At 70.4% G+C, this 18,996-nt stretch carries 16 protein-coding genes; 15 read left to right on the top strand and 1 reads right to left on the bottom strand.

Features of this window, described 5'->3' with window-relative positions:
* Nucleotides 1-48: 48 nt before the first annotated feature.
* The 9 genes from H4687_RS18890 (at nucleotide 49) to H4687_RS18850 (ending at nucleotide 11,244) form a co-directional block, all read left to right on the top strand.
* Complete coding sequence (locus tag H4687_RS18890) at nucleotides 49-513, top strand: helix-turn-helix transcriptional regulator (RefSeq protein WP_046914034.1); 465 nt, start codon at nucleotides 49-51, stop codon at nucleotides 511-513.
* A 643-nt stretch (nucleotides 514-1,156) separates the two neighbouring features.
* Nucleotides 1,157-2,539 (top strand): nitrate/nitrite transporter, encoded by a 1,383-nt coding sequence (locus tag H4687_RS18885; RefSeq protein WP_046914035.1) that lies wholly within the window; start codon nucleotides 1,157-1,159, stop codon nucleotides 2,537-2,539.
* 218 nt (nucleotides 2,540-2,757) lie between these two features.
* A complete protein-coding gene (locus H4687_RS18880; RefSeq protein ID WP_046914036.1) occupies nucleotides 2,758-3,912 on the top strand; it encodes a uroporphyrinogen-III synthase in 1,155 nt (384 codons plus the stop codon).
* A gap of 267 nt (nucleotides 3,913-4,179) precedes the next feature.
* Entirely contained in the window at nucleotides 4,180-4,812 is a 633-nt protein-coding gene (locus tag H4687_RS18875; RefSeq protein WP_050399254.1) for a CGNR zinc finger domain-containing protein, read from the top strand.
* 290 nt (nucleotides 4,813-5,102) lie between these two features.
* Nucleotides 5,103-5,678: a sigma-70 family RNA polymerase sigma factor gene (locus H4687_RS18870; protein WP_013003188.1), complete on the top strand. Its 576-nt coding sequence runs from the start codon at nucleotides 5,103-5,105 to the stop codon at nucleotides 5,676-5,678.
* Nucleotides 5,679-5,707: 29 nt separating this feature from the next.
* Nucleotides 5,708-6,493, top strand: coding sequence for an anti-sigma factor family protein (locus H4687_RS18865; RefSeq protein WP_179860107.1), 786 nt, complete (start codon nucleotides 5,708-5,710; stop codon nucleotides 6,491-6,493).
* A gap of 104 nt (nucleotides 6,494-6,597) precedes the next feature.
* Nucleotides 6,598-8,895, top strand: coding sequence for a HelD family protein (locus tag H4687_RS18860; protein ID WP_046915074.1), 2,298 nt, complete (start codon nucleotides 6,598-6,600; stop codon nucleotides 8,893-8,895).
* Between the two features lie 375 nt (nucleotides 8,896-9,270).
* Nucleotides 9,271-10,683 carry an NAD-dependent malic enzyme gene (locus H4687_RS18855; protein WP_046915073.1) on the top strand — a complete coding sequence of 471 codons (1,413 nt, stop codon included), beginning with the start codon at nucleotides 9,271-9,273 and terminating at the stop codon, nucleotides 10,681-10,683.
* Between the two features lie 279 nt (nucleotides 10,684-10,962).
* Nucleotides 10,963-11,244, top strand: coding sequence for an HU family DNA-binding protein (locus H4687_RS18850; protein WP_005486790.1), 282 nt, complete (start codon nucleotides 10,963-10,965; stop codon nucleotides 11,242-11,244).
* Between the two features lie 158 nt (nucleotides 11,245-11,402).
* On the opposite strand, the gene murA is transcribed toward H4687_RS18850, so the two are convergent.
* On the bottom strand, nucleotides 11,403-12,749 hold the full coding sequence (murA, locus tag H4687_RS18845; protein WP_046915072.1) for a UDP-N-acetylglucosamine 1-carboxyvinyltransferase: 1,347 nt from the start codon (nucleotides 12,747-12,749) through the stop codon (nucleotides 11,403-11,405).
* Between the two features lie 309 nt (nucleotides 12,750-13,058).
* Here murA and H4687_RS18840 point away from each other — a divergent pair, with 309 nt between their 5' ends.
* From H4687_RS18840 to H4687_RS18815, 6 genes are all read left to right on the top strand, one after another.
* The gene (locus H4687_RS18840) at nucleotides 13,059-13,631 is read left to right on the top strand and encodes a YqgE/AlgH family protein (protein WP_046915071.1); all 573 of its coding nucleotides are present in this window, start codon (nucleotides 13,059-13,061) and stop codon (nucleotides 13,629-13,631) included.
* Nucleotides 13,632-13,659: 28 nt separating this feature from the next.
* Nucleotides 13,660-13,941, top strand: coding sequence for a DUF3039 domain-containing protein (locus H4687_RS18835; RefSeq protein ID WP_005486786.1), 282 nt, complete (start codon nucleotides 13,660-13,662; stop codon nucleotides 13,939-13,941).
* Nucleotides 13,942-14,228: 287 nt separating this feature from the next.
* Nucleotides 14,229-15,530, top strand: coding sequence for an extracellular solute-binding protein (locus tag H4687_RS18830; RefSeq protein WP_046915070.1), 1,302 nt, complete (start codon nucleotides 14,229-14,231; stop codon nucleotides 15,528-15,530).
* A gap of 4 nt (nucleotides 15,531-15,534) precedes the next feature.
* Nucleotides 15,535-16,482, top strand: a complete 948-nt coding sequence (locus H4687_RS18825; RefSeq protein WP_046915069.1) for a carbohydrate ABC transporter permease — start codon at nucleotides 15,535-15,537, stop codon at nucleotides 16,480-16,482.
* Complete coding sequence (locus H4687_RS18820) at nucleotides 16,479-17,321, top strand: carbohydrate ABC transporter permease (RefSeq protein ID WP_046915068.1); 843 nt, start codon at nucleotides 16,479-16,481, stop codon at nucleotides 17,319-17,321. The genes H4687_RS18825 and H4687_RS18820 overlap by 4 nt, the downstream gene beginning before the upstream one ends.
* A gap of 4 nt (nucleotides 17,322-17,325) precedes the next feature.
* The gene (locus H4687_RS18815) at nucleotides 17,326-18,981 is read left to right on the top strand and encodes a beta-N-acetylhexosaminidase (RefSeq protein WP_046915077.1); all 1,656 of its coding nucleotides are present in this window, start codon (nucleotides 17,326-17,328) and stop codon (nucleotides 18,979-18,981) included.
* Nucleotides 18,982-18,996 lie beyond the last annotated feature (15 nt).

Here is an 18,996-nt window from a genome sequence, read left to right as displayed (position 1 = left end):
CCGGGCGGCGGCGACTGAGGGGAAAGGAGAGACGGGGAGCGTTCACACATGAGGAGCGATGCCGAGCACATCGACGGGTTCGCGGCCTGGATCGAAGGCGTGATGCGGGCCCGTGGGTACGACCTCGACAGCCCGCGCGGCGGCGGCAGGACCAAGCTCGCCGAGGACGCGGGGGTGCACCGGGCGGCCATCACCCGGCTGCTGCAGCGCCGGAGCATGCCGGATCTGGAGACGATGCGGGGCCTGTCCCGCGCGCTCGGCATCCCGGTCCGCGACGTCCTGATCCGCTCGGGCAAGCTCACCGAGCAGGACCTGCCGCAGGCGCCGGAGCCACCCGGGACCGGCACGGCCCCCGGCGGCCCCACGCTCTCCGCCGAGCAGGCGGCGACCGCGCTCGGCATCCCGGAACACCTCCGTGCGGCCTTCGTCCGGATCACCGAACAGTTCAGACGCGGCACGGCAGCCGCCCCGGCCGCTCCGGAGCCGGCCACGGACGGCCACACCGACACCTGACCCCGCCCGAGCGGTACCGGCACCTGACCCCGTCCCAGCGGTACCGGCACCCGACCTCGCGTCAGCGGTACCGGCACTCGACCTCGCCTCAGCGGTACCGGCACCCGACCTCGCCTCACCTCAGCTGTACCGGCAGCTGCCCCCGGCTGTATCGGCACCCGACCGCGCCCCAGCTGTACCGGCAGCTGCCTCCGGTCGTGCCGGCACCCGACCTGCCCCGGCCGTACCGGCACATGACCCCCAGCCCGGCACGTGCCCCCAGCCGTACCGGCATCCGTCCCCAGCCGGACCGGCACGTGCCCCCAGCCGTACCGGCACCCGACCCCGCCCGGCCGTCGGCGCCGATCGTCCCGGTGGGGGGTCCCGTGCGTGCCCGGCACGGATGCCTGTGGTCTTCGCCACGCTGAGCGACGGCATCCGGTGCCCGTACATTGGCATGAGGGCCTGGCCGAAGGCGGCATGACCACCGGGTATGACGCCCCGCTCACCGATTCCTCACCGGCCGGTCCCCGCATCCGTGAGAGCGAAGTTCCCTTCCGGTCACCCGGTGCCACAGAACAGGAAACGCGCTCTCCCTACCTTCGGGACTCATCACCCCTCATCCCCGTACCGCAACACCTGAGCCGGAGAACGTGGAGGCGTCATGACAGCCCCGAGCACTGCGCCCGCATCGAGCAGGGGAGGCCGCTGGATCCAGCACTGGGATCCCGAGAACGAGGCCTTCTGGAACGAGACCGGTGAGAAGGTCGCCCGTCGCAACCTCTTCTTCTCGGTGCTCTCGGAGCACATCGGCTTCTCCATCTGGACCGTCTGGTCGGTGATGGTGCTCTTCATGGGCCCCGAGTACGGGCTCACCCCGGCCGACAAGTTCTTCATCGTCTCGATGGCCACGCTGGTCGGCGCCATCGTCCGCATCCCGTACACCTTCGCGGTGGCACTGTTCGGCGGACGCAACTGGACGGTCGTCTCGGCGAGCCTGCTGCTCATCCCCACCGTCGCGGCCTTCGTCGTGATGGAGCCCGGGACCTCGTTCAACACGTTCCTGATCTGCGCGATGCTCGCCGGCATCGGTGGCGGTAACTTCGCCTCCTCCATGACGAACATCAACGCCTTCTTCCCGCTGCGGAAGAAGGGCTGGGCGCTCGGTCTCAACGCGGGCGGCGGCAACATCGGCGTCCCGGTGGTGCAGCTCATCGGTCTCGCCGTCATCGGTGCCTCCGGCGGTCCCCGCGTCCTGCTCGGGATCTACATCCCCTTCATCGTCATCGCCGCGGTACTCGCCGCCGTCTACATGGACAACATCGCGTCCGTGAAGAACGACACCGGTGCCGCGAAGGACGCCGTGAAGGAGGCCCACACCTGGATCATGTCCTTCCTCTACATCGGCACCTTCGGCTCCTTCATCGGCTACAGCTTCGCCTTCGGTCTCGTCCTGCAGACCCAGTTCGGCCGTACGCCCCTGGAGTCCGCGTACGTCACCTTCATCGGCCCGCTGCTCGGCTCGCTGATCCGGCCGGTGGGCGGCGCACTCGCCGACAAGTACGGCGGCGCCAAGATCACCCTGTGGAACTACGTCGGCATGGCCGCCGCCACCGGGATCATCGTCATCGCCTCCATGCAGAAGTCGCTCCCGCTGTTCACCGGCGCCTTCATCGCGCTCTTCGTCCTCACCGGACTCGGCAACGGCTCCACCTTCAAGATGATCCCGGGCATCTTCCAGGCCAAGGCCCTCGCCAAGGGCCTGGAGGGCGAGGAGGCCGCGGCCTACGGGCGCCGCCTGTCCGGTGCCTCCATGGGCATCATCGGAGCGGTCGGCGCGCTCGGCGGCCTCGGCATCAACCTGGCCTTCCGCCAGTCCTTCCTCACGGTCGGCTCCGGCACCGGCGCCTTCGTCACCTTCCTCGCCTTCTACGGACTCTGCTTCGCCGTGACCTGGGCCGTATACCTTCGCCGCCCGGCCTCGAACACCTCTGCGGCGGCGGCGACGACGGAGGCGAAGCCGCAGCTCAGCTACGCCGAGGTGTGACATCGCCCATGCCGTGACACGTGCGACGTAACACCAGCGACATCAACCCGAACCGAGCCTGTCACGCGCCGTTGACAGGCTCGTTCGGCATGGGGGCGCACCAGCCCGTGCCACCGTACTGAGGGCAACGATTCGACTGCGGGACGAGAGCCATGTACGACGAACAGCAGCGACCCGAGCGATCAGATCGAGCCGATCGACCAGACAGGACGGTTCTGATGGATCGGATGGATCGAACAGCGCAGCCGGAACACGGGCCGCTCGCGGGCTTCACCGTGGGGGTGACGGCCGCCCGCCGGGCCGACGAACTCGGAGCACTCCTCCAGCGCCGCGGCGCCGCGGTCCTGCACGCGCCCGCCCTGCGCATCGTGCCGCTCGCCGACGACAGCGAACTGCTCGCCGCGACCAAGGGCCTGATCGACCAGGCACCCGACATCGTGGTGGCGACGACCGCCATCGGCTTCCGCGGCTGGATCGAGGCGGCGGACGGCTGGGGCCTCGGTGAGGCGCTCCTCGACCGCCTGCGGGGAGTCGAGGTCCTGGCGCGCGGACCGAAGGTGAAGGGCGCGATCCGGGCCGCCGGCCTCACGGAGGAATGGTCCCCCTCCTCCGAGTCCATGGCCGAAGTCCTCGACCGGCTGCTGGAGCAAGGCGTCGAGGGCCGCCGTCTCGCCATCCAGCTGCACGGCGAACCGCTCCCCGGCTTCGTGGAGTCCCTGCGCGCCGCCGGGGCCGAGGTCGTGGGCGTCCCCGTCTACCGCTGGATGCCCCCCGAGGACATCACCCCCGTGGACCGCCTCCTCGACTCGGCGATCGGCCGCGGCGTCGACGCCCTCACCTTCACCAGCGCCCCGGCGGCGGCGTCCCTGCTCTCCCGCGCCGAAGACCGGGGCCTGCTCCCGGAGTTGCTCAACGCCCTCAACCACGACGTCCTCCCCGCCTGCGTGGGCCCGGTGACGGCCCTGCCCCTCCAGGCCCACGGCGTGGACACGGTCCAGCCCGAGCGCTTCCGTCTCGGCCCTCTCGTCCAGCTCCTGTGCCAGGAACTCCCCGGCCGCGCCCGCACCCTGCCCATCGCCGGCCACCGTGTGGAGATCCGCGGCCACGCCGTCCTCGTCGACGGCGACCTCCGACCCGTCCCCCCGGCCGGGATGTCCCTGCTGCGCGCGTTGTGCCGCAGGCCGGGCTGGGTCGTCCCCCGCTCGGACCTCCTCAAGGCCCTCCCCGGCGCGGGCCGCGACGAACACGCCGTGGAAACAGCCATGGCCCGCCTCCGCACAGCCCTGGGCACCCCCAAACTCATCCAGACGGTGGTCAAACGCGGCTACCGCCTGGCCCTGGACCCGGCGGCGGACACGAAGTACGACGCGTAAGAGGCCCGCGCCCCTTGGGCAGCAGTGGGGCGCAGCCCCCTGCTGCCCAAGGGGCGCGGGGAACTGCGCGACCAGCCCCACCGGACCCGCGGCCGGGGGTCGTAGGGGCGCAGCCCCTGAGGACGGGACGGGTAAGGGCGGCGGGGGCGACCAGAATCCCCCGCACCCCGGAGGCTTCCCGCACGGAGTGAGCCCAGGCACTGTAAGGGGTACGCACCTCCCCAGCGCACCCCTGCCGGCCGGCAACCCCACGGCGGTGACAGCCCCATGGAACAAACCCCCCGCTTCGACTGCGGCCACCTCTGCCTGGACTTCCTCGCCACCACCCACCCCGAGGAACAACTCGACTCCCCGGGCGGCCTGCGCACCTGGATCACCGCCGCCCGCCTGGTCCCCGACGACACCCCCCTCGCGCACATCACCCCTCACTGGCTGGTGGACTTCAGGGAACTACGCGGACACATCGGACAGTTGGTCCGGGACGATCCCGACCGCGCCCCCGCTCCCGACCGCGCCCCCGCTCCCGACCGCGCCCCCGCTCCCGACCGCGCCCCCGACCCCCGCCCCTTCGACCTGTCCCTGGCGAGGGTCAACGACCTGGCGTGCGCCCCCGTCCCGGCCCCCCGGGCCGTCCGCACGGACGACGGCACCCTCACCCGCGTCCTGGACCACACCCCCGACTGCGCCGCCCTGCTCGCCCTGATCGCCCGCGACACCGTGGAACTGCTCACCGACCCGGTGGCCCGCACCGCCCTGCGCCGCTGCGCGGGCGACAACTGCCCCATCGTGTACGTCGACACCTCCCGCGGCCGGCGCCGCCGCTGGTGCTCCAGCGAGGTCTGCGGCAATCGCGAGCGCGTGGCCCGTCACCGCCGCCGAGCGGCCCTGGCCCGCGCCTAGTCGGGGCAGAAATGCCCAGCCGCCGTACCCCTACCGACAGTTGGGCAAACATCAGGTCGGCGTAAAGAAGCAGCAGTGCTGTTTTTCACATCGCGACGCGGGTGTCTTCACAATTCCCGTCCATGCGTGCCGGTTTAAGCGCGGATATGGGGCCACTTGTCCCCCAGCTGCCCCACCCGCACCGCGTTTAATCGAGAAAGTTGTGGCTCAACTCTGAACACACAACTGGTTACCTACGTATCCCGATGTGAGCGACCGACTGGGGGAACCCCCGGACACCGGAGGTAGCCGTGCGCAAGGATTCCGCTGTGGCCGATGAACGCCCGCACAGGGCACGACATCGCGCATCGCAGCCCTCAGAGCCTGATGAGGAGCTGATGCGCGCGCTGTACCGCGAGCACGCTGGACCCTTGCTCGCGTACGTGCTGCGTCTGGTCGCGGGCGACCGCCAGCGCGCCGAGGACGTTGTGCAGGAAACTCTCATCCGGGCCTGGAAGAACGCCGGTCAGCTCAATCGAGCTACCGGATCGGTACGCCCCTGGCTGGTGACGGTCGCACGTCGCATCGTCATCGACGGCCACCGCAGCCGGCAGGCCCGGCCGCAGGAGGTCGACCCGTCGCCGCTGGAGGTCATCCCCGCGGAGGACGAGATCGACAAGGCGTTGTGGCTGATGACACTGTCGGACGCGCTGGACGACCTGACCCCTGCTCACAGGGAAGTCCTGGTCGAGACCTATTTCAAAGGGCGTACGGTCAATGAGGCGGCCGAGACGCTTGGCATCCCCAGTGGCACCGTCCGCTCCCGGGTGTTCTACGCCCTGCGGTCGATGAAGCTGGCTCTAGAGGAGCGCGGGGTGACGGCATGAGCAACATCTACGGGGGGTATGGACCGGGAATGCCCGGATCTGTGCAAGGAGCCCAGGGGTCCGGCGACAACATCCACGAGACCGTAGGCGCGTACGCCCTCGGGATACTGGACGACGCCGAGGCCACACAGTTCGAAATCCATCTCGCCACGTGCGAGTGGTGCGGCCAGCAGCTCGACGAGCTGGCCGGTATGGAACCGATGCTGGCCGCGCTCGCGGACCTGCCCGCCGCTCAGGGCACCCCCGCGATCGGCGAGTCCCTGTCCGCGAAACCGACCACCGGACTCGCGGACCGACTGGTCGGCGAGGTCGTCCAGCACCGCGCGAAGAAGAGCCGGCGCAACTTCTTCATGCTGGCGGCGGGCGTCGCCCTGATCGTCGGCGGCCCGACGGCCGTCTTCGCGACGACGGGCGGCGGCGACTCGGGCACGGAGCAGACCGCCACCGGCCCCGCCCAGGAGGCCTTCGTCAAGATGGCCGACAAGGACAAGGTCTCGGGCACCGACGCGGCCACCCAGGTCAGCGCCACGATCGCCATGGAGCCCAAGGCCTGGGGCACGCACGCGGTCCTGGAGCTGAAGAACGTCAAGGGCCCGGAGAAGTGCTCGCTCATCGCCGTCGGCAAGAACGGCGAGCGCGAGACGGTCACCTCCTGGTCGGTTCCGAAGTGGGGCTACGGCATCAAGGACGCCAAGACCGAGCAGGCCAAACAGCCGCTCTACACCCACGGCGGCGCCGCCTTCACGCCGGACCAGATCGACCACTTCGAGGTTCTGACCTTCAGCGGGAAGAAGCTCGTCTCGGTCAAGGCATGACACGTCGGAACGCGTGGTGAAGGGACCCCGGTCGGGCACATAGCCTGACGGGGTCCTTTTCGCGTACGGTGGACGGCTGCCCAGCACGTCAGAAGGGGGCCCGGGTGGCCGCTCAGGTTCAGCAGGAAACGCTCGACTCCGCTCACGACTCGGTACGTGAGAAGGAGATCGGCGTCGAACAGGAACATCTGGACCGGGTGTACCGGCGCCTTGAGGAGAAGATCCACGAGGCCGAGTTCCTGATGAACGACGCGGCCCAGCGCGGCCAGGTCGGCACCCCCGGCGCACTCGCCGAGCGGGACGCCCAGGTCTTCCGCGCCGGCATCCATCTGAACCGGCTGAACAACGAGTTCGAGGACTTCCTGTTCGGCCGTATCGACCTGCTGCTCGGCAAGGACGGCAAGAAGGGCCCCGACGGCGCGTACACCGCCGTCGAACCGGCCGAGGGCGCCGTCCGCCCCGACGACACCGCCGACATCGCCGAGACCCTCCACATCGGCCGTATCGGCGTCCTGGACTCGGAGTACGCGCCGCTGGTCATCGACTGGCGCGCCCCGGCCGCCGCTCCCTTCTACCGCTCGACCCCGGTCGACCCCGGCCGGGTCGTCCGCCGTCGGGTCATCCGCTCCAAGGGCCGCAAGGTGCTCGGCGTCGAGGACGACCTGATGCGCCCCGAGCTGAAGGCCTCCCTCGACGGCGGTCAGCTGGCCGTCATCGGCGACGGCGCGCTGATGGCCGCCCTCGGCCAGGCCCGCAGCCACACCATGCGTGACATCGTCGCGTCCATCCAGGCCGAGCAGGACCTGGTCATCCGCGCCCCCGCCGCCTCCGTGACCTATGTCGAGGGCGGCCCCGGGACGGGCAAGACGGCCGTCGCCCTGCACCGGGCGGCGTACCTCCTCTACCAGGACCGGCGCCGGTACGCGGGCGGCATCCTGATCGTCTCCCCGACCCCGCTGCTGGTCGCCTACACCGAGGGCGTGCTGCCGTCCCTCGGTGAGGAGGGCCAGGTCGCCATCCGGGCGATCGGCTCCCTGGTCGACGGCGTCGGGGCCACGCTGTACGACTCCCCGGCCGTGGCCCGGGCCAAGGGCTCGTACCGCATGCTCAAGGTGCTGCGGAAGGCCGCGCGGGGCGCCCTGGAGTCGGGTGACGCGCCCACCCGCCTGCGGGTCGTCGCCTTCGGCCGGCGCATCGAGCTGGAGGCCCCCGAACTGGACCGCGTCCGCCAGAACGCGCTCGGCGGCACGGCCCCCGTCAACCTGCTGCGCCCTCGCGCCCGCAAGCTCCTCCTCGACGCCCTGTGGGCCCGGTCGGGAGCGGCGGGCCGGCACAGCGACCCGGAGCTGGCCGCCGAGCTGCGCTCCTCCTTCGACGAGGACATCACGAGCGAGGACGACTTCATCGCCTTCCTCGACGCCTGGTGGCCCGAGCTGACCCCGCGCGGCGTGCTGGCGGCCATGTCCGACGAGCGCCGCCTCGGCCGCTGGGCCCGGCGCATCCTGAATCCGAGCGAGGTCCGCCGGGTCGCCCGCTCCCTGAAACGGGAGGGCCTCTCGGTCCACGACGTCGCCGTGCTGGACGAACTCCAGGCCGTCCTCGGTGTCCCGGCCCGCCCCAGGAAGAAGCGCGACCTCGACCCCCTGGACCAGCTCACGGGTCTGGAGGAGCTGATGCCCGTCCGCGAGGAGACCCAGCGGGAGCGGGCCGAGCGGCTGGCGCAGGAGCGCACCGAGTACGCGCACGTCATCGTCGACGAGGCGCAGGACCTCACCCCGATGCAGTGGCGCATGGTGGGCCGCCGCGGCCGCCACGCCACCTGGACGGTCGTGGGGGACCCCGCCCAGTCCTCCTGGTCCGACCCGGACGAGGCGGCCGAGGCCCGCGACGAGGCTCTGGGCACCCGCCCGCGCCGCCGGTTCACCCTCACCGTCAACTACCGCAACCCGGCCGAGATCGCCGAACTGGCGGCCAAGGTGCTCGCGCTGGCGATGCCGGGCTCCGAGTCCCCCTCGGCGGTCCGCTCCACCGGCGTCGAGCCGCGCTTCGTCACGGCCGCCCGCGAGACCCTGGCCCGCACGGTCCGCGCGGAGGCCGCGCGCCTGCTGGACCTCGTCGACGGCACGGTCGGCGTCGTCGTCGCCATGAACCGCCGCGACGAGGCCGCCCGCTGGCTGGCCGGCCTCGGGGACCGCGTCGTCGCCCTCGGCAGCCTGGAGGCGAAGGGACTGGAGTACGACGCCACGGTGGTCGTCTCCCCGGCGGAGATCGCGGACGAGAGCCCGGCGGGGCTGCGTGTGTTGTACGTCGCACTCACCCGGGCGACGCAGCAGCTGACGGTCGTCTCGGCGGACCGCGACGACCCGGACGCCGACGGGATCCCCGACCTGTTGCGGGACTGAGGGGGAAGCCGGTCGTCGGCGGCGGAGAGGGAACTGCGCGAGCAACCGCACACCACGCGCACCCGCCGACGCACCAGCACCTCCCCGAGTTCTCAGGCGCCTGTTAACCTGAATAAGGCACCGGCTCGATCCAAGCCCCCGGGCCCAACCTTCGTCGCTACGAGCGACCACTTGCCGCGAGGCGAGCATGGCGGGTCGGTGCCACTGAACGTACGAAGAGGTCCACGTCGAATGTGACGTGGACCTCTTCTTGTTGAGAACAAAACGTTCTCAACCCCGGACGGCTAACGCCTACCCGGCGGTAGGTGCGACGATCGGACGGCAAAACGCAGCAAACGCAGTAGCAGAAGTACGCGAAAGCAGAGGAAGTCGGCCATGGCAACGGCGCCCAGCGTCTCCTACTCGATGACGGTCCGGCTGGAGGTGCCCGCGAGCGGAACCGCGGTCTCCCAGCTCACCGGAGCCGTCGAGTCCCACGGAGGCTCGGTGACGGGCCTCGACGTGACCGCATCCGGCCACGAGAAGCTCCGCATCGACGTCACCATCGCCGCCACCTCCACCGCGCACGCCGACGAGATCGTCGAGCAGCTGCGGCACATCGAGGGCGTGACGCTCGGCAAGGTCTCCGACCGTACGTTCCTGATGCACCTCGGCGGCAAGATCGAGATGGCGTCCAAGCACCCCATCCGCAACCGTGACGACCTGTCGATGATCTACACCCCCGGTGTGGCCCGCGTCTGCATGGCGATCGCCGAGAACCCCGAGGACGCCCGCCGCCTCACCATCAAGCGCAACTCCGTTGCGGTCGTGACGGACGGCTCCGCCGTGCTGGGCCTCGGCAACATCGGCCCCAAGGCCGCGCTGCCCGTCATGGAGGGCAAGGCGGCCCTCTTCAAGCGGTTCGCCGGCATCGACGCCTGGCCGCTGTGCCTGGACACCCAGGACACCGACGCGATCGTCGAGATCGTCAAGGCCATCGCCCCCGGCTTCGCGGGCATCAACCTGGAGGACATCTCCGCGCCCCGCTGCTTCGAGATCGAGGCCCGCCTGCGCGAGGCCCTCGACATCCCCGTCTTCCACGACGACCAGCACGGCACGGCGATCGTCGTCCTCGCCGCCCTCACCAACGCACTTCGCGTCGCGGGCAAGGCGATCGGGGACATCCGCGTCGTCATGTCGGGCGCCGGCGCGGCCGGTACGGCCATCCTCAAGCTGCTCATCGCCGCCGGTGTGAAGAACGCCGTCGTGGCCGACATCCACGGTGTCGTGCACTGCGACCGCGCCGACCTGGTCGACGCCGCCGCCGACTCGCCGCTGCGCTGGATCGCGGACAACACCAACCCCGAGAACCTCACGGGCACCCTCAAGGAGGCCGTGCGCGACGCCGACGTCTTCATCGGCGTCTCCGCCCCGAACGTCCTCGACGGCGACGACGTGGCCGCCATGGCGGACAACGCCATTGTGTTCGCGCTCGCGAACCCCGACCCCGAGGTCGACCCCGCTGTGGCCCGGCAGACGGCGGCCGTCGTGGCCACCGGCCGCTCCGACTTCCCCAACCAGATCAACAACGTGCTGGTCTTCCCGGGTGTCTTCCGCGGTCTCCTCGACGCCCAGTCCCGCACCGTCAACACCGAGATGATGCTCGCCGCGGCGACCGCGCTCGCGAACGTGGTGACCGAGGACGAGCTGAACCCGAACTACATCATCCCGAGCGTCTTCAACGACAAGGTCGCGGGCGCGGTCGCCGGGGCGGTGCGCGAGGCCGCGAAGGCGGCGGCGTCGGCCTGAACCCGTCGCCGGCCGTCGCTGTGACGGTTGCCACGCCCCGCGCCGTCGGCGCGTCGCGGGGCCGGAGGGCTTGTGCCGCCCTTTAGTGTGGCGGCCAAGCTCAGGCCTGCCACGACTCCCAGGGGTGTGCATGTGACTCCCAGGGGTATTCGTGTGACTCCCAGGGGTGCTGGATTGGCTTTCCCGCCGCAGGTGAGTGCAGGATGCGTTTCTGGGCGCGAGGGTCTGACGACGGACCCGGGTCCGCCTCAACGGCAAGAAGAACACGGGAGTAACAACATGAACCGCAGTGAGCTGGTGGCCGCCCTGGCCGACCGCGCCGAGGTGACCCGTAAGGACGCCGACGCCGTGCTGGCCGCGTTCGCCGAGGTCGTCGGCGACATCGTCGCCAAGGGCGACGAGAAGGTCACCATCCCCGGCTTCCTGACCTTCGAGCGCACCCACCGTGCCGCTCGCACCGCTCGTAACCCGCAGACCGGCGACCCGATCCAGATCCCGGCCGGCTACAGCGTGAAGGTCTCCGCGGGCAGCAAGCTCAAGGAAGCGGCGAAGGGCAAGTAACCTTGCCGTCCGTCCCACGAGGGATGGTGTGGAACGCCTGATGGGGGCGGCACCTGGTCTTCCAGGTGCCGCCCCCATCGTCGTGCGTATACGGCTGCGGGTCCGTCGTGGCTGGTCGCGCAGTTCCCCGCGCCCCTCACGGGGCGCGGGGAGTGCTGTCAGCCCAAGGCTTTGCCCGGCAGCTCGACCTTGGCTCCGAGCTCCATGAGCTTCTCCATGAAGTTCTCGTAGCCCCGGTTGATCAGATCGATGCCGTGGACCCGGGAGGTGCCCTGGGCCGCCAGCGCCGCGATGAGGTACGAGAAGCCGCCGCGGAGGTCGGGGATCACCAGGTCGGCGCCCTGGAGCCGGGTGGGACCGGAGACGACCGCCGAGTGCAGGAAGTTGCGCTGGCCGAAGCGGCAGTTCGAGCCGCCGAGGCACTCGCGGTACAGCTGGATGTGCGCGCCCATCTGGTTCAGCGCGGAGGTGAAGCCGAGGCGGGACTCGTAGACCGTCTCGTGGACGATCGAGAGGCCGGTGGCCTGCGTCAGGGCGACGACCAGGGGCTGCTGCCAGTCGGTCTGGAAGCCGGGGTGGACGTCCGTCTCCAGCGCGATCGACTTCAGCTGGCCGCCCGGGTGCCAGAAGCGGATGCCCTCGTCGTCGATCTCGAAGGCACCGCCCACCTTGCGGTAGGTGTTCAGGAACGTCATCATCGAGCGCTGCTGGGCGCCCCGGATGTAGATGTCGCCCTCGGTCGCCAGCGCGGCGGACGCCCAGGAGGCGGCCTCCAGGCGGTCCGGGAGCGCCTTGTGGTTGTAGCCGCCGAGCGAGTCCACACCGGTGATGCGGATCGTGCGGTCGGTGTCCATCGCGATGATGGCGCCCATCTTCTGCAGGACGCAGATGAGGTCCTCGATCTCCGGCTCGATCGCCGCGTTCGCGAGTTCCGTCACGCCCTCCGCGAGGACGGCGGTGAGCAGCACCTGCTCGGTCGCGCCCACCGACGGGTACGGCAGCTGGATCTTCGTACCGCGCAGCCGCCGAGGCGCCTCCAGGTACTGGCCGTCCTCGCGCTTCTCGATCTTCGCGCCGAACTGCCGCAGCACCTCGAAGTGGAAGTCGATCGGCCGGCCGCCGATGTCGCAGCCGCCGAGGCCGGGGATGAAGGCGTGGCCGAGCCGGTGCAGCAGCGGGCCGCAGAACAGGATCGGGATGCGCGACGAGCCCGCGTGGGCGTCGATGTCGGCGACGTTCGCGCTCTCCACGTTCGTCGGGTCCATCACCAGCTCGCCCGGCTCGTCACCCGGGCGGACCGTTACGCCATGCAGCTGCAGCAGCCCGCGCACGACCCGGACGTCGCGGATGTCGGGCACGTTGCGCAGCCGGCTCGGACCGCTGCCGAGCAGCGCGGCGACCATGGCCTTGGGTACGAGGTTCTTCGCACCGCGGACACGGATCTCGCCACTGAGCGGGGTGCCGCCGTGTACAAGCAGTACGTCGTCAGAGCCGTTGACGGTCATGGATCTCGCGTTCCGTGGAGTTGGGCAGAGGCTTTCCGGCGTGGACGGACGGCCGGTGGACCCGTGGTGCGGGGCCGGCGCGGCGTGGGCCGGAGAGCTAGCGTAATCGCCGCCCACCCCCCTTCCGGAAGCCCAGGGACTTCTCAGCCACGTCATGGATTCGCCACAACACGAACCGTTCATCACCGGCCACACGGGGTCACCGTCGCGGCCGTGCGCCCCCCGCGCCTCCCCCCACGGTGAGCTGCGCGCACACCGCTGTCGGCATTGGCTCCCCGCGCGGGGGCAGGATGCGGGATCATGTCTGGCATGACCGAGGTGTCCTCGCTCACAGGGCGGCTGCTCGTGGCCACGCCCGCCCTGGCGGACCCGAACTTCGACCGCGCTGTCGTGCTGCTCCTCGACCACGACGAGAAGGGCTCGCTCGGCGTGGTCCTCAACCGGCCCACCCCGGTGGGCGTCGGCGACATCCTGGAGGACTGGGCGGAACTCGCCGGCGAACCGGGGGTCGTCTTCCAGGGCGGCCCGGTGCAGCTGGACTCGGCGCTGGGGGTCGGGGTGATCCCAGGCGGCGGTTCCGTGGACCGGTCCCCGCTCGGCTGGCGGCGGGTGCACGGCGCGATCGGCCTCGTCGACCTGGAGGCCCCGCCGGAGCTGCTCGCCTCCGCGCTCGGCTCGCTGCGCATCTTCGCCGGGTACGCCGGCTGGGGGCCCGGCCAGTTGGAGGACGAGCTGGCGGAGGGGGCCTGGTACGTCGTCGAGTCCGAACCCGGCGACGTCTCCTCGCCCTGCCCGGAGAGACTGTGGCGCGAGGTCCTGCGCCGCCAGCGCAGCGAACTCGCGATGGTGGCCACGTACCCCGACGACCCGTCGCTCAACTGATGCCCGTGAGCTTCAGTACCCTTGCGTCATGAGCACTCTTGAGCCCGAGCGCGGTACTGGTACGGGGACCCTCGTCGAGCCGACGCCGCAGACGTCGCACGGCGACGGCGACCACGAGCGCTTCGCCCACTACGTCCAGAAGGACAAGATCATGGCGAGCGCCCTCGACGGCACGCCCGTCGTGGCGTTGTGCGGCAAGGTGTGGGTCCCTGGCCGTGACCCGAAGAAGTACCCCGTCTGCCCCATGTGCAAGGAGATCTTCGAGTCCCTCGGCGCGGGCGGCGACGACCAGGGCGACGGCAAGAAGTAACACGGGGCGCGATCGGCTCGGGAGCGTCTGCTGCGTCGGCGGGTGCGGGTAGGTGGGGGCGAGCAGCTCCACACCACCCGCACCCGCCCGCGAGACAGGCGCATCCGTGCGTTGTCGCGCCCTTTGAGCTGAACTCCGTTGCGCAGAGCGCTTCCCCCGATCACAAGGTGGTTGAGACCTCTTGTGGTCATGTTCATGTACTCCATAGCCTCCGGTGTGTTGTGTAGAGCAGAACGCCCGTTGCAGAGAATGCAACACTCCGCTCCCCCCTCCGGAGGAACAGCTTCATGAAGCTCGCCGCCCGCTTCGTCGTGCCCCTCGCGGCCGTGGCCCTCGCCGGGCTCACCGCCTGCGCCCCCCAGACCTCCGACAACTCCTCCTCCGGGGAGGACGAGACGACGGGCACCCTGCGGGTCTGGCTCTTCCAGGAGGTGAGCAACGCACCGAAGCAGAAGGTCGTCGACAAGGTGGTCACCGCCTTCGAGAAGGCGCACGACGGCGCGAAGGTGAAGGTCGAGTACATCCCCGTCGAGACCCGCGCCCAGCGCATCAAGGCCGCCTTCAACGACCCCAAGAGCGCCCCGGACCTCATCGAGTACGGCAACACCGACACCGCCGGCTATGTGAAGGACGGCGGACTCGCCGACATCACCCGGGAGTTCAACGACTGGTCCGACGCCAAGGACTCCGACCCCACCGCCAGAACCTCCGTGACGGTCGACGGCAAGATCTACGGGGCGCCCTTCTTCGTGGGCGTCCGCGCGCTCTACTACCGCACCGACGTCTTCGAGCGCCTGAACCTGCAGGCCCCGAAGTCCCTGGCCGAACTGGCCACCACCGCCAAGCGCATCCGCGCCGCCGAGCCCGACCTGTACGGGATCGTCGTCGGCGGTGCCTACACCTACGGCGCGATGCCCTTCGTCTGGGCCAACGGCGGCGAGATAGCCGAGGGCAAGGGCGGCTCGTACGCGTCCACGATCGACAGCCCGGCCGCCCGCAAGGGCATCGAGGCCTACACCTCGCTCTTCGGTGACGACAACTGCCCGGCCGCCAAGTGCGCGGGCATGGGCGGCAACGACACGGTCACCGCGTTCGCGGCCGGCAAGGCGGGCATGGCGATCGGCGGCGACTTCAGCCACGCGGCCGTGGAGGCCGGCAAGGTCAAGGGCAAGTACGCGGTCGTACCGCTTCCGGGGGTGAAGCCCGGCTCGGTGGCACCGGCGTTCGCGGGCGGCAACAACGTCGGCGTCCTGAAGAGCACCACGCACCGCACCCTCGCCGTCGACCTGATGAAGCGGCTGGCGTCCAAGAGGACCCAGGGCGAACTCTTCGACGCGATGGGCTTCCTGCCGACGTACACCGACGCACGGGCCGCGGCGGCCGAGAAGGAGCCGTTCATCGAGCCCTTCGTCAAGACGCTCTCCTCCGGCACGAAGTTCGTGCCCGCCTCCCCGGCCTGGGCGCAGATCGACGCCTCGCTGGTGCTGCCGACGATGTTCCAGGAGGTCGTCAGCGGCAAGAAGGACGTGGCCGAGGCGTCGACGGACGCGGCGAAGCAGATGAACGACGTGTTCGGCACGGTCGGCTGACCCGATGGCGGTGCACGACACGGTCGACAAGACCGCCGGACGGGCCGCGCTCATCCGAGCCGCGGCCCGTCCGCCCCGCAGGCCTGAAGTGACCCCCTGGCTCTACCTCGCCCCCGCGCTCGTCGTCCTCGGTGCCCTTCTCGTCTACCCCGTCTACCAGCTCGGCCTCATCTCGCTGCTGGAGTACACCCAGGCCCAGGTCAGCGGCGGTGAACCGACCTCCTTCCAGGGACTGGGGAACTACGAGCGCCTGTTCGCGGACGCCGAGTTCTGGCGGGTGCTCCTGTCCACGGTCGTCTTCGCGGCGGCCTGTGTGGTGTCCACGCTCGCCGTGGGGTGCGCGCTCGCCGTCCTGCTGACACGAGTACGGGCCGTGCCGCGCCTGGCCCTGATGCTGGCGGCGCTCGGGGCGTGGGCGACGCCCGCGATCACCGGCTCCACGGTGTGGCTGCTGCTGTTCGACCCGGACTTCGGCCCGGTCAACCGCGTCCTGGGGCTGGGCGACCACTCCTGGACCTACGGGCGCTACAGCGCCTTCCTCCTCGTCCTGCTCGAAGTGGTGTGGTGCTCCTTCCCGTTCGTGATGGTGACCGTCTACGCGGGCATCCGCTCCGTACCCTCCGAGGTGCTGGAGGCCGCGGCCCTGGACGGCGCCTCGCAGTGGCGGATCTGGCGGTCGGTCCTCGCACCGATGCTCCGGCCGATCCTCGTCGTCGTCACCATTCAGTCGATCATCTGGGACTTCAAGGTCTTCACCCAGATCTATGTGATGACGGGCGGTGGCGGTATCGCCGGCCAGAACCTCGTCCTGAACGTGTACGCCTACCAGAAGGCCTTCGCGTCCTCCCAGTACAGCCTCGGTTCGGCGATCGGCGTGGTGATGCTGGTGATTCTGCTGGCGGTCACCCTGGTCTATTTGCGACTGCTGCGCCGACAGGGGGAGGAGCTGTGAATTCACGGGCATTCCCGCGACGCCCCTGGCGGTTCGTCGCCGAGGCATCGGCCCTGGTCATCGCGGTCGTGGTGGCGTTTCCGCTGTACTGGATGGTGCTGAGCGCGGTCAAGCCGGCGGGGGAGATCGAGTCGGCCGAACCCCGGCCCTGGACTCTCGCGCCGACCCTCGATTCCTTCCGCCGTGTCTTCGGGCAGCAGGAATTCGGCCGCTACTTCGTCAACAGCCTTGTCGTCGCCTGCACGGTGGTGGTCGTCTCCGCGCTGATCGCCTTTCTCGCGGCGACGGCGGTGACCCGATTCCGCTTCCGATTCCGGACCACCCTGCTCGTCATGTTCCTGGTGGCCCAGATGGTGCCCGTCGAGGCACTCACCATCCCGCTCTTCTTCCAGATGCGGGACCTCGGCCAACTCAACACCCTGGGCGCGCTGATCCTGCCCCACATCGCGTTCTCGCTGCCGTTCGCGATCTGGATGCTGCGCGGTTTCGTGAAGGCCGTCCCCGAGGCGCTGGAGGAGGCCGCGCAGCTCGACGGGGCGAGCCGTTCCCGATTCCTCTGGCAGATCCTTTTCCCGCTCGTCCTCCCGGGGCTGGTGGCCACCAGCGTCTTCTCCTTCATCTCGGCGTGGAACGACTTCCTGTTCGCCAAGTCGTTCATCATCAGCGACACGTCCCGGTCGACCCTGCCGATGGCCCTGCTGGTGTTCTACAAACCCGAGGACCCGGACTGGGGAGGCGTGATGGCGGCCTCCACGGTGATGACCGTCCCGGTGCTGGTCTTCTTCGTACTCGTACAGCGACGGCTGGTCTCCGGACTGGGCGGCGCGGTCAAGGACTGACGTGATGACGACGGACGTGACGACGACGGACGCGACGGCGACGGACCTGGTTCCGGCACCCCTCACCGTCGAGGGCCTCCTGCCCGGCGGCGTACCACTCGACGGGAACACCACCCTGTGGGCGGCGCCGGGGACGCGGAGCACGGCCCACTGGCTGCGCTCGACCCTCGGCGCCGCCCTCGGGCTCTGGCTGCCGCCCGGCCCCGAGGACGCCCGGGGCGGCGTGCGCCTGTACCTCGACGGCAGCCTGGAGCCGGAGGCGTACCAGCTCCGGGCCGTCCCCGACCGGGGCGTCGAGATCCGCGGTGGCGGCCCGGCGGGCGTCTTCTGGGGCGCCCAGACCCTGCGCCAGCTCCTCGGGCCCGAGGCGTTCCGGCGCGCCCCCGTACGCCCCGGGGCCCCCTACGGAGTCCCGCGGCAGACGGTCACGGACGCCCCCCGCTTCGCCTGGCGCGGCCTCATGCTCGACGTCGCCCGTCACTTCCTCCCCAAGGACCAGGTCCTGCGCTACCTGGACCTGATGGCGGCGCACAAACTCAACGTCCTGCACCTGCACCTGACGGACGACCAGGGCTGGCGGATCGAGATCGAGCGGTATCCGAGGCTGACGGAGGTCGGCTCCTGGCGGACGCGCACCAAAATCGGCCATCGCGCGTCACCCCTGTGGGAGGAGAAACCGCACGGCGGTCACTACACGAAGGACGACCTCCGCGAGATCGTCGCCCACGCGGCCGCCCGGCACATCACCGTGGTCCCCGAGATCGACGTCCCCGGCCACAGCCAGGCCGCCATCGCCGCGTATCCGGAACTCGGCAACACCGACGTCGTCGACACGGCCTCCCTCGCCGTCTGGGACACCTGGGGCATCAACACGAACGTACTCGCCCCCACCGACACCACTTTGCGCTTCTACGAGGGGGTGTTCGAGGAGGTCCTGGAGGTGTTCCCCTCGCCCTTCGTGCACATCGGCGGCGACGAGTGCGCCAAGGACCAGTGGCGGGAGTCGGCCACCGCGCAGGCCCGCATCCGGGAGCTGGGACTCGCCGACGAGGACGCGTTGCAGTCGTGGTTCGTCCGGCACTTCGACAACTGGCTGACCGCGCGCGGGCGTCGCCTGATCGGATGGGACGAGATCCTGGAGGGCGGCCTCGCGCCGGGGGCGGCCGTGTCGTCCTGGCGGGGGTACGCGGGCGGCGTCGCGGCGGCCCGCGCCGGCCATGACGTGGTGATGTGCCCCGAGCAGCAGGTGTATCTGGACCACCGTCAGGACGGCGGCCCCGACGAGCCGGTGCCCATCGGCTTCGTGCGCACCCTGGAGGACGTCTTCCGGTTCGAGCCGGTGCCCCGGGAGTTGACGACCGACGAGGCCCGGCATGTGCTCGGCACCCAGGCCAACGTGTGGACCGAGGTGATGGAGGACCCCGCGCGCGTGGACTACCAGACGTTCCCGCGCCTGGCCGCTTTCGCCGAGGTGGCCTGGAGCCGGCTGCCGGCCCCCGCCGAGCGCGACTTCGCCGACTTCGAGCGCCGGATGACGGCGCACTACCGGCGACTTGACGCCCTGGGGGTCGGTTATCGGCCGCCTTCGGGCCCGCGTCCGTGGCAGCGGCGGCCCGGCGTGCTCGGACGTCCGATCGAGGGAACGCCCCCGAACGTGTGAGACGACCGCGAACGG

The organism is Streptomyces stelliscabiei, assembly GCF_014873495.1.
Classification (GTDB): Bacteria; Actinomycetota; Actinomycetes; order Streptomycetales; family Streptomycetaceae; genus Streptomyces; species Streptomyces bottropensis.
The sequence above is the reverse complement of the archived record's forward strand: the minus strand, read 5'-3'. Positions and strand labels throughout refer to the sequence as shown.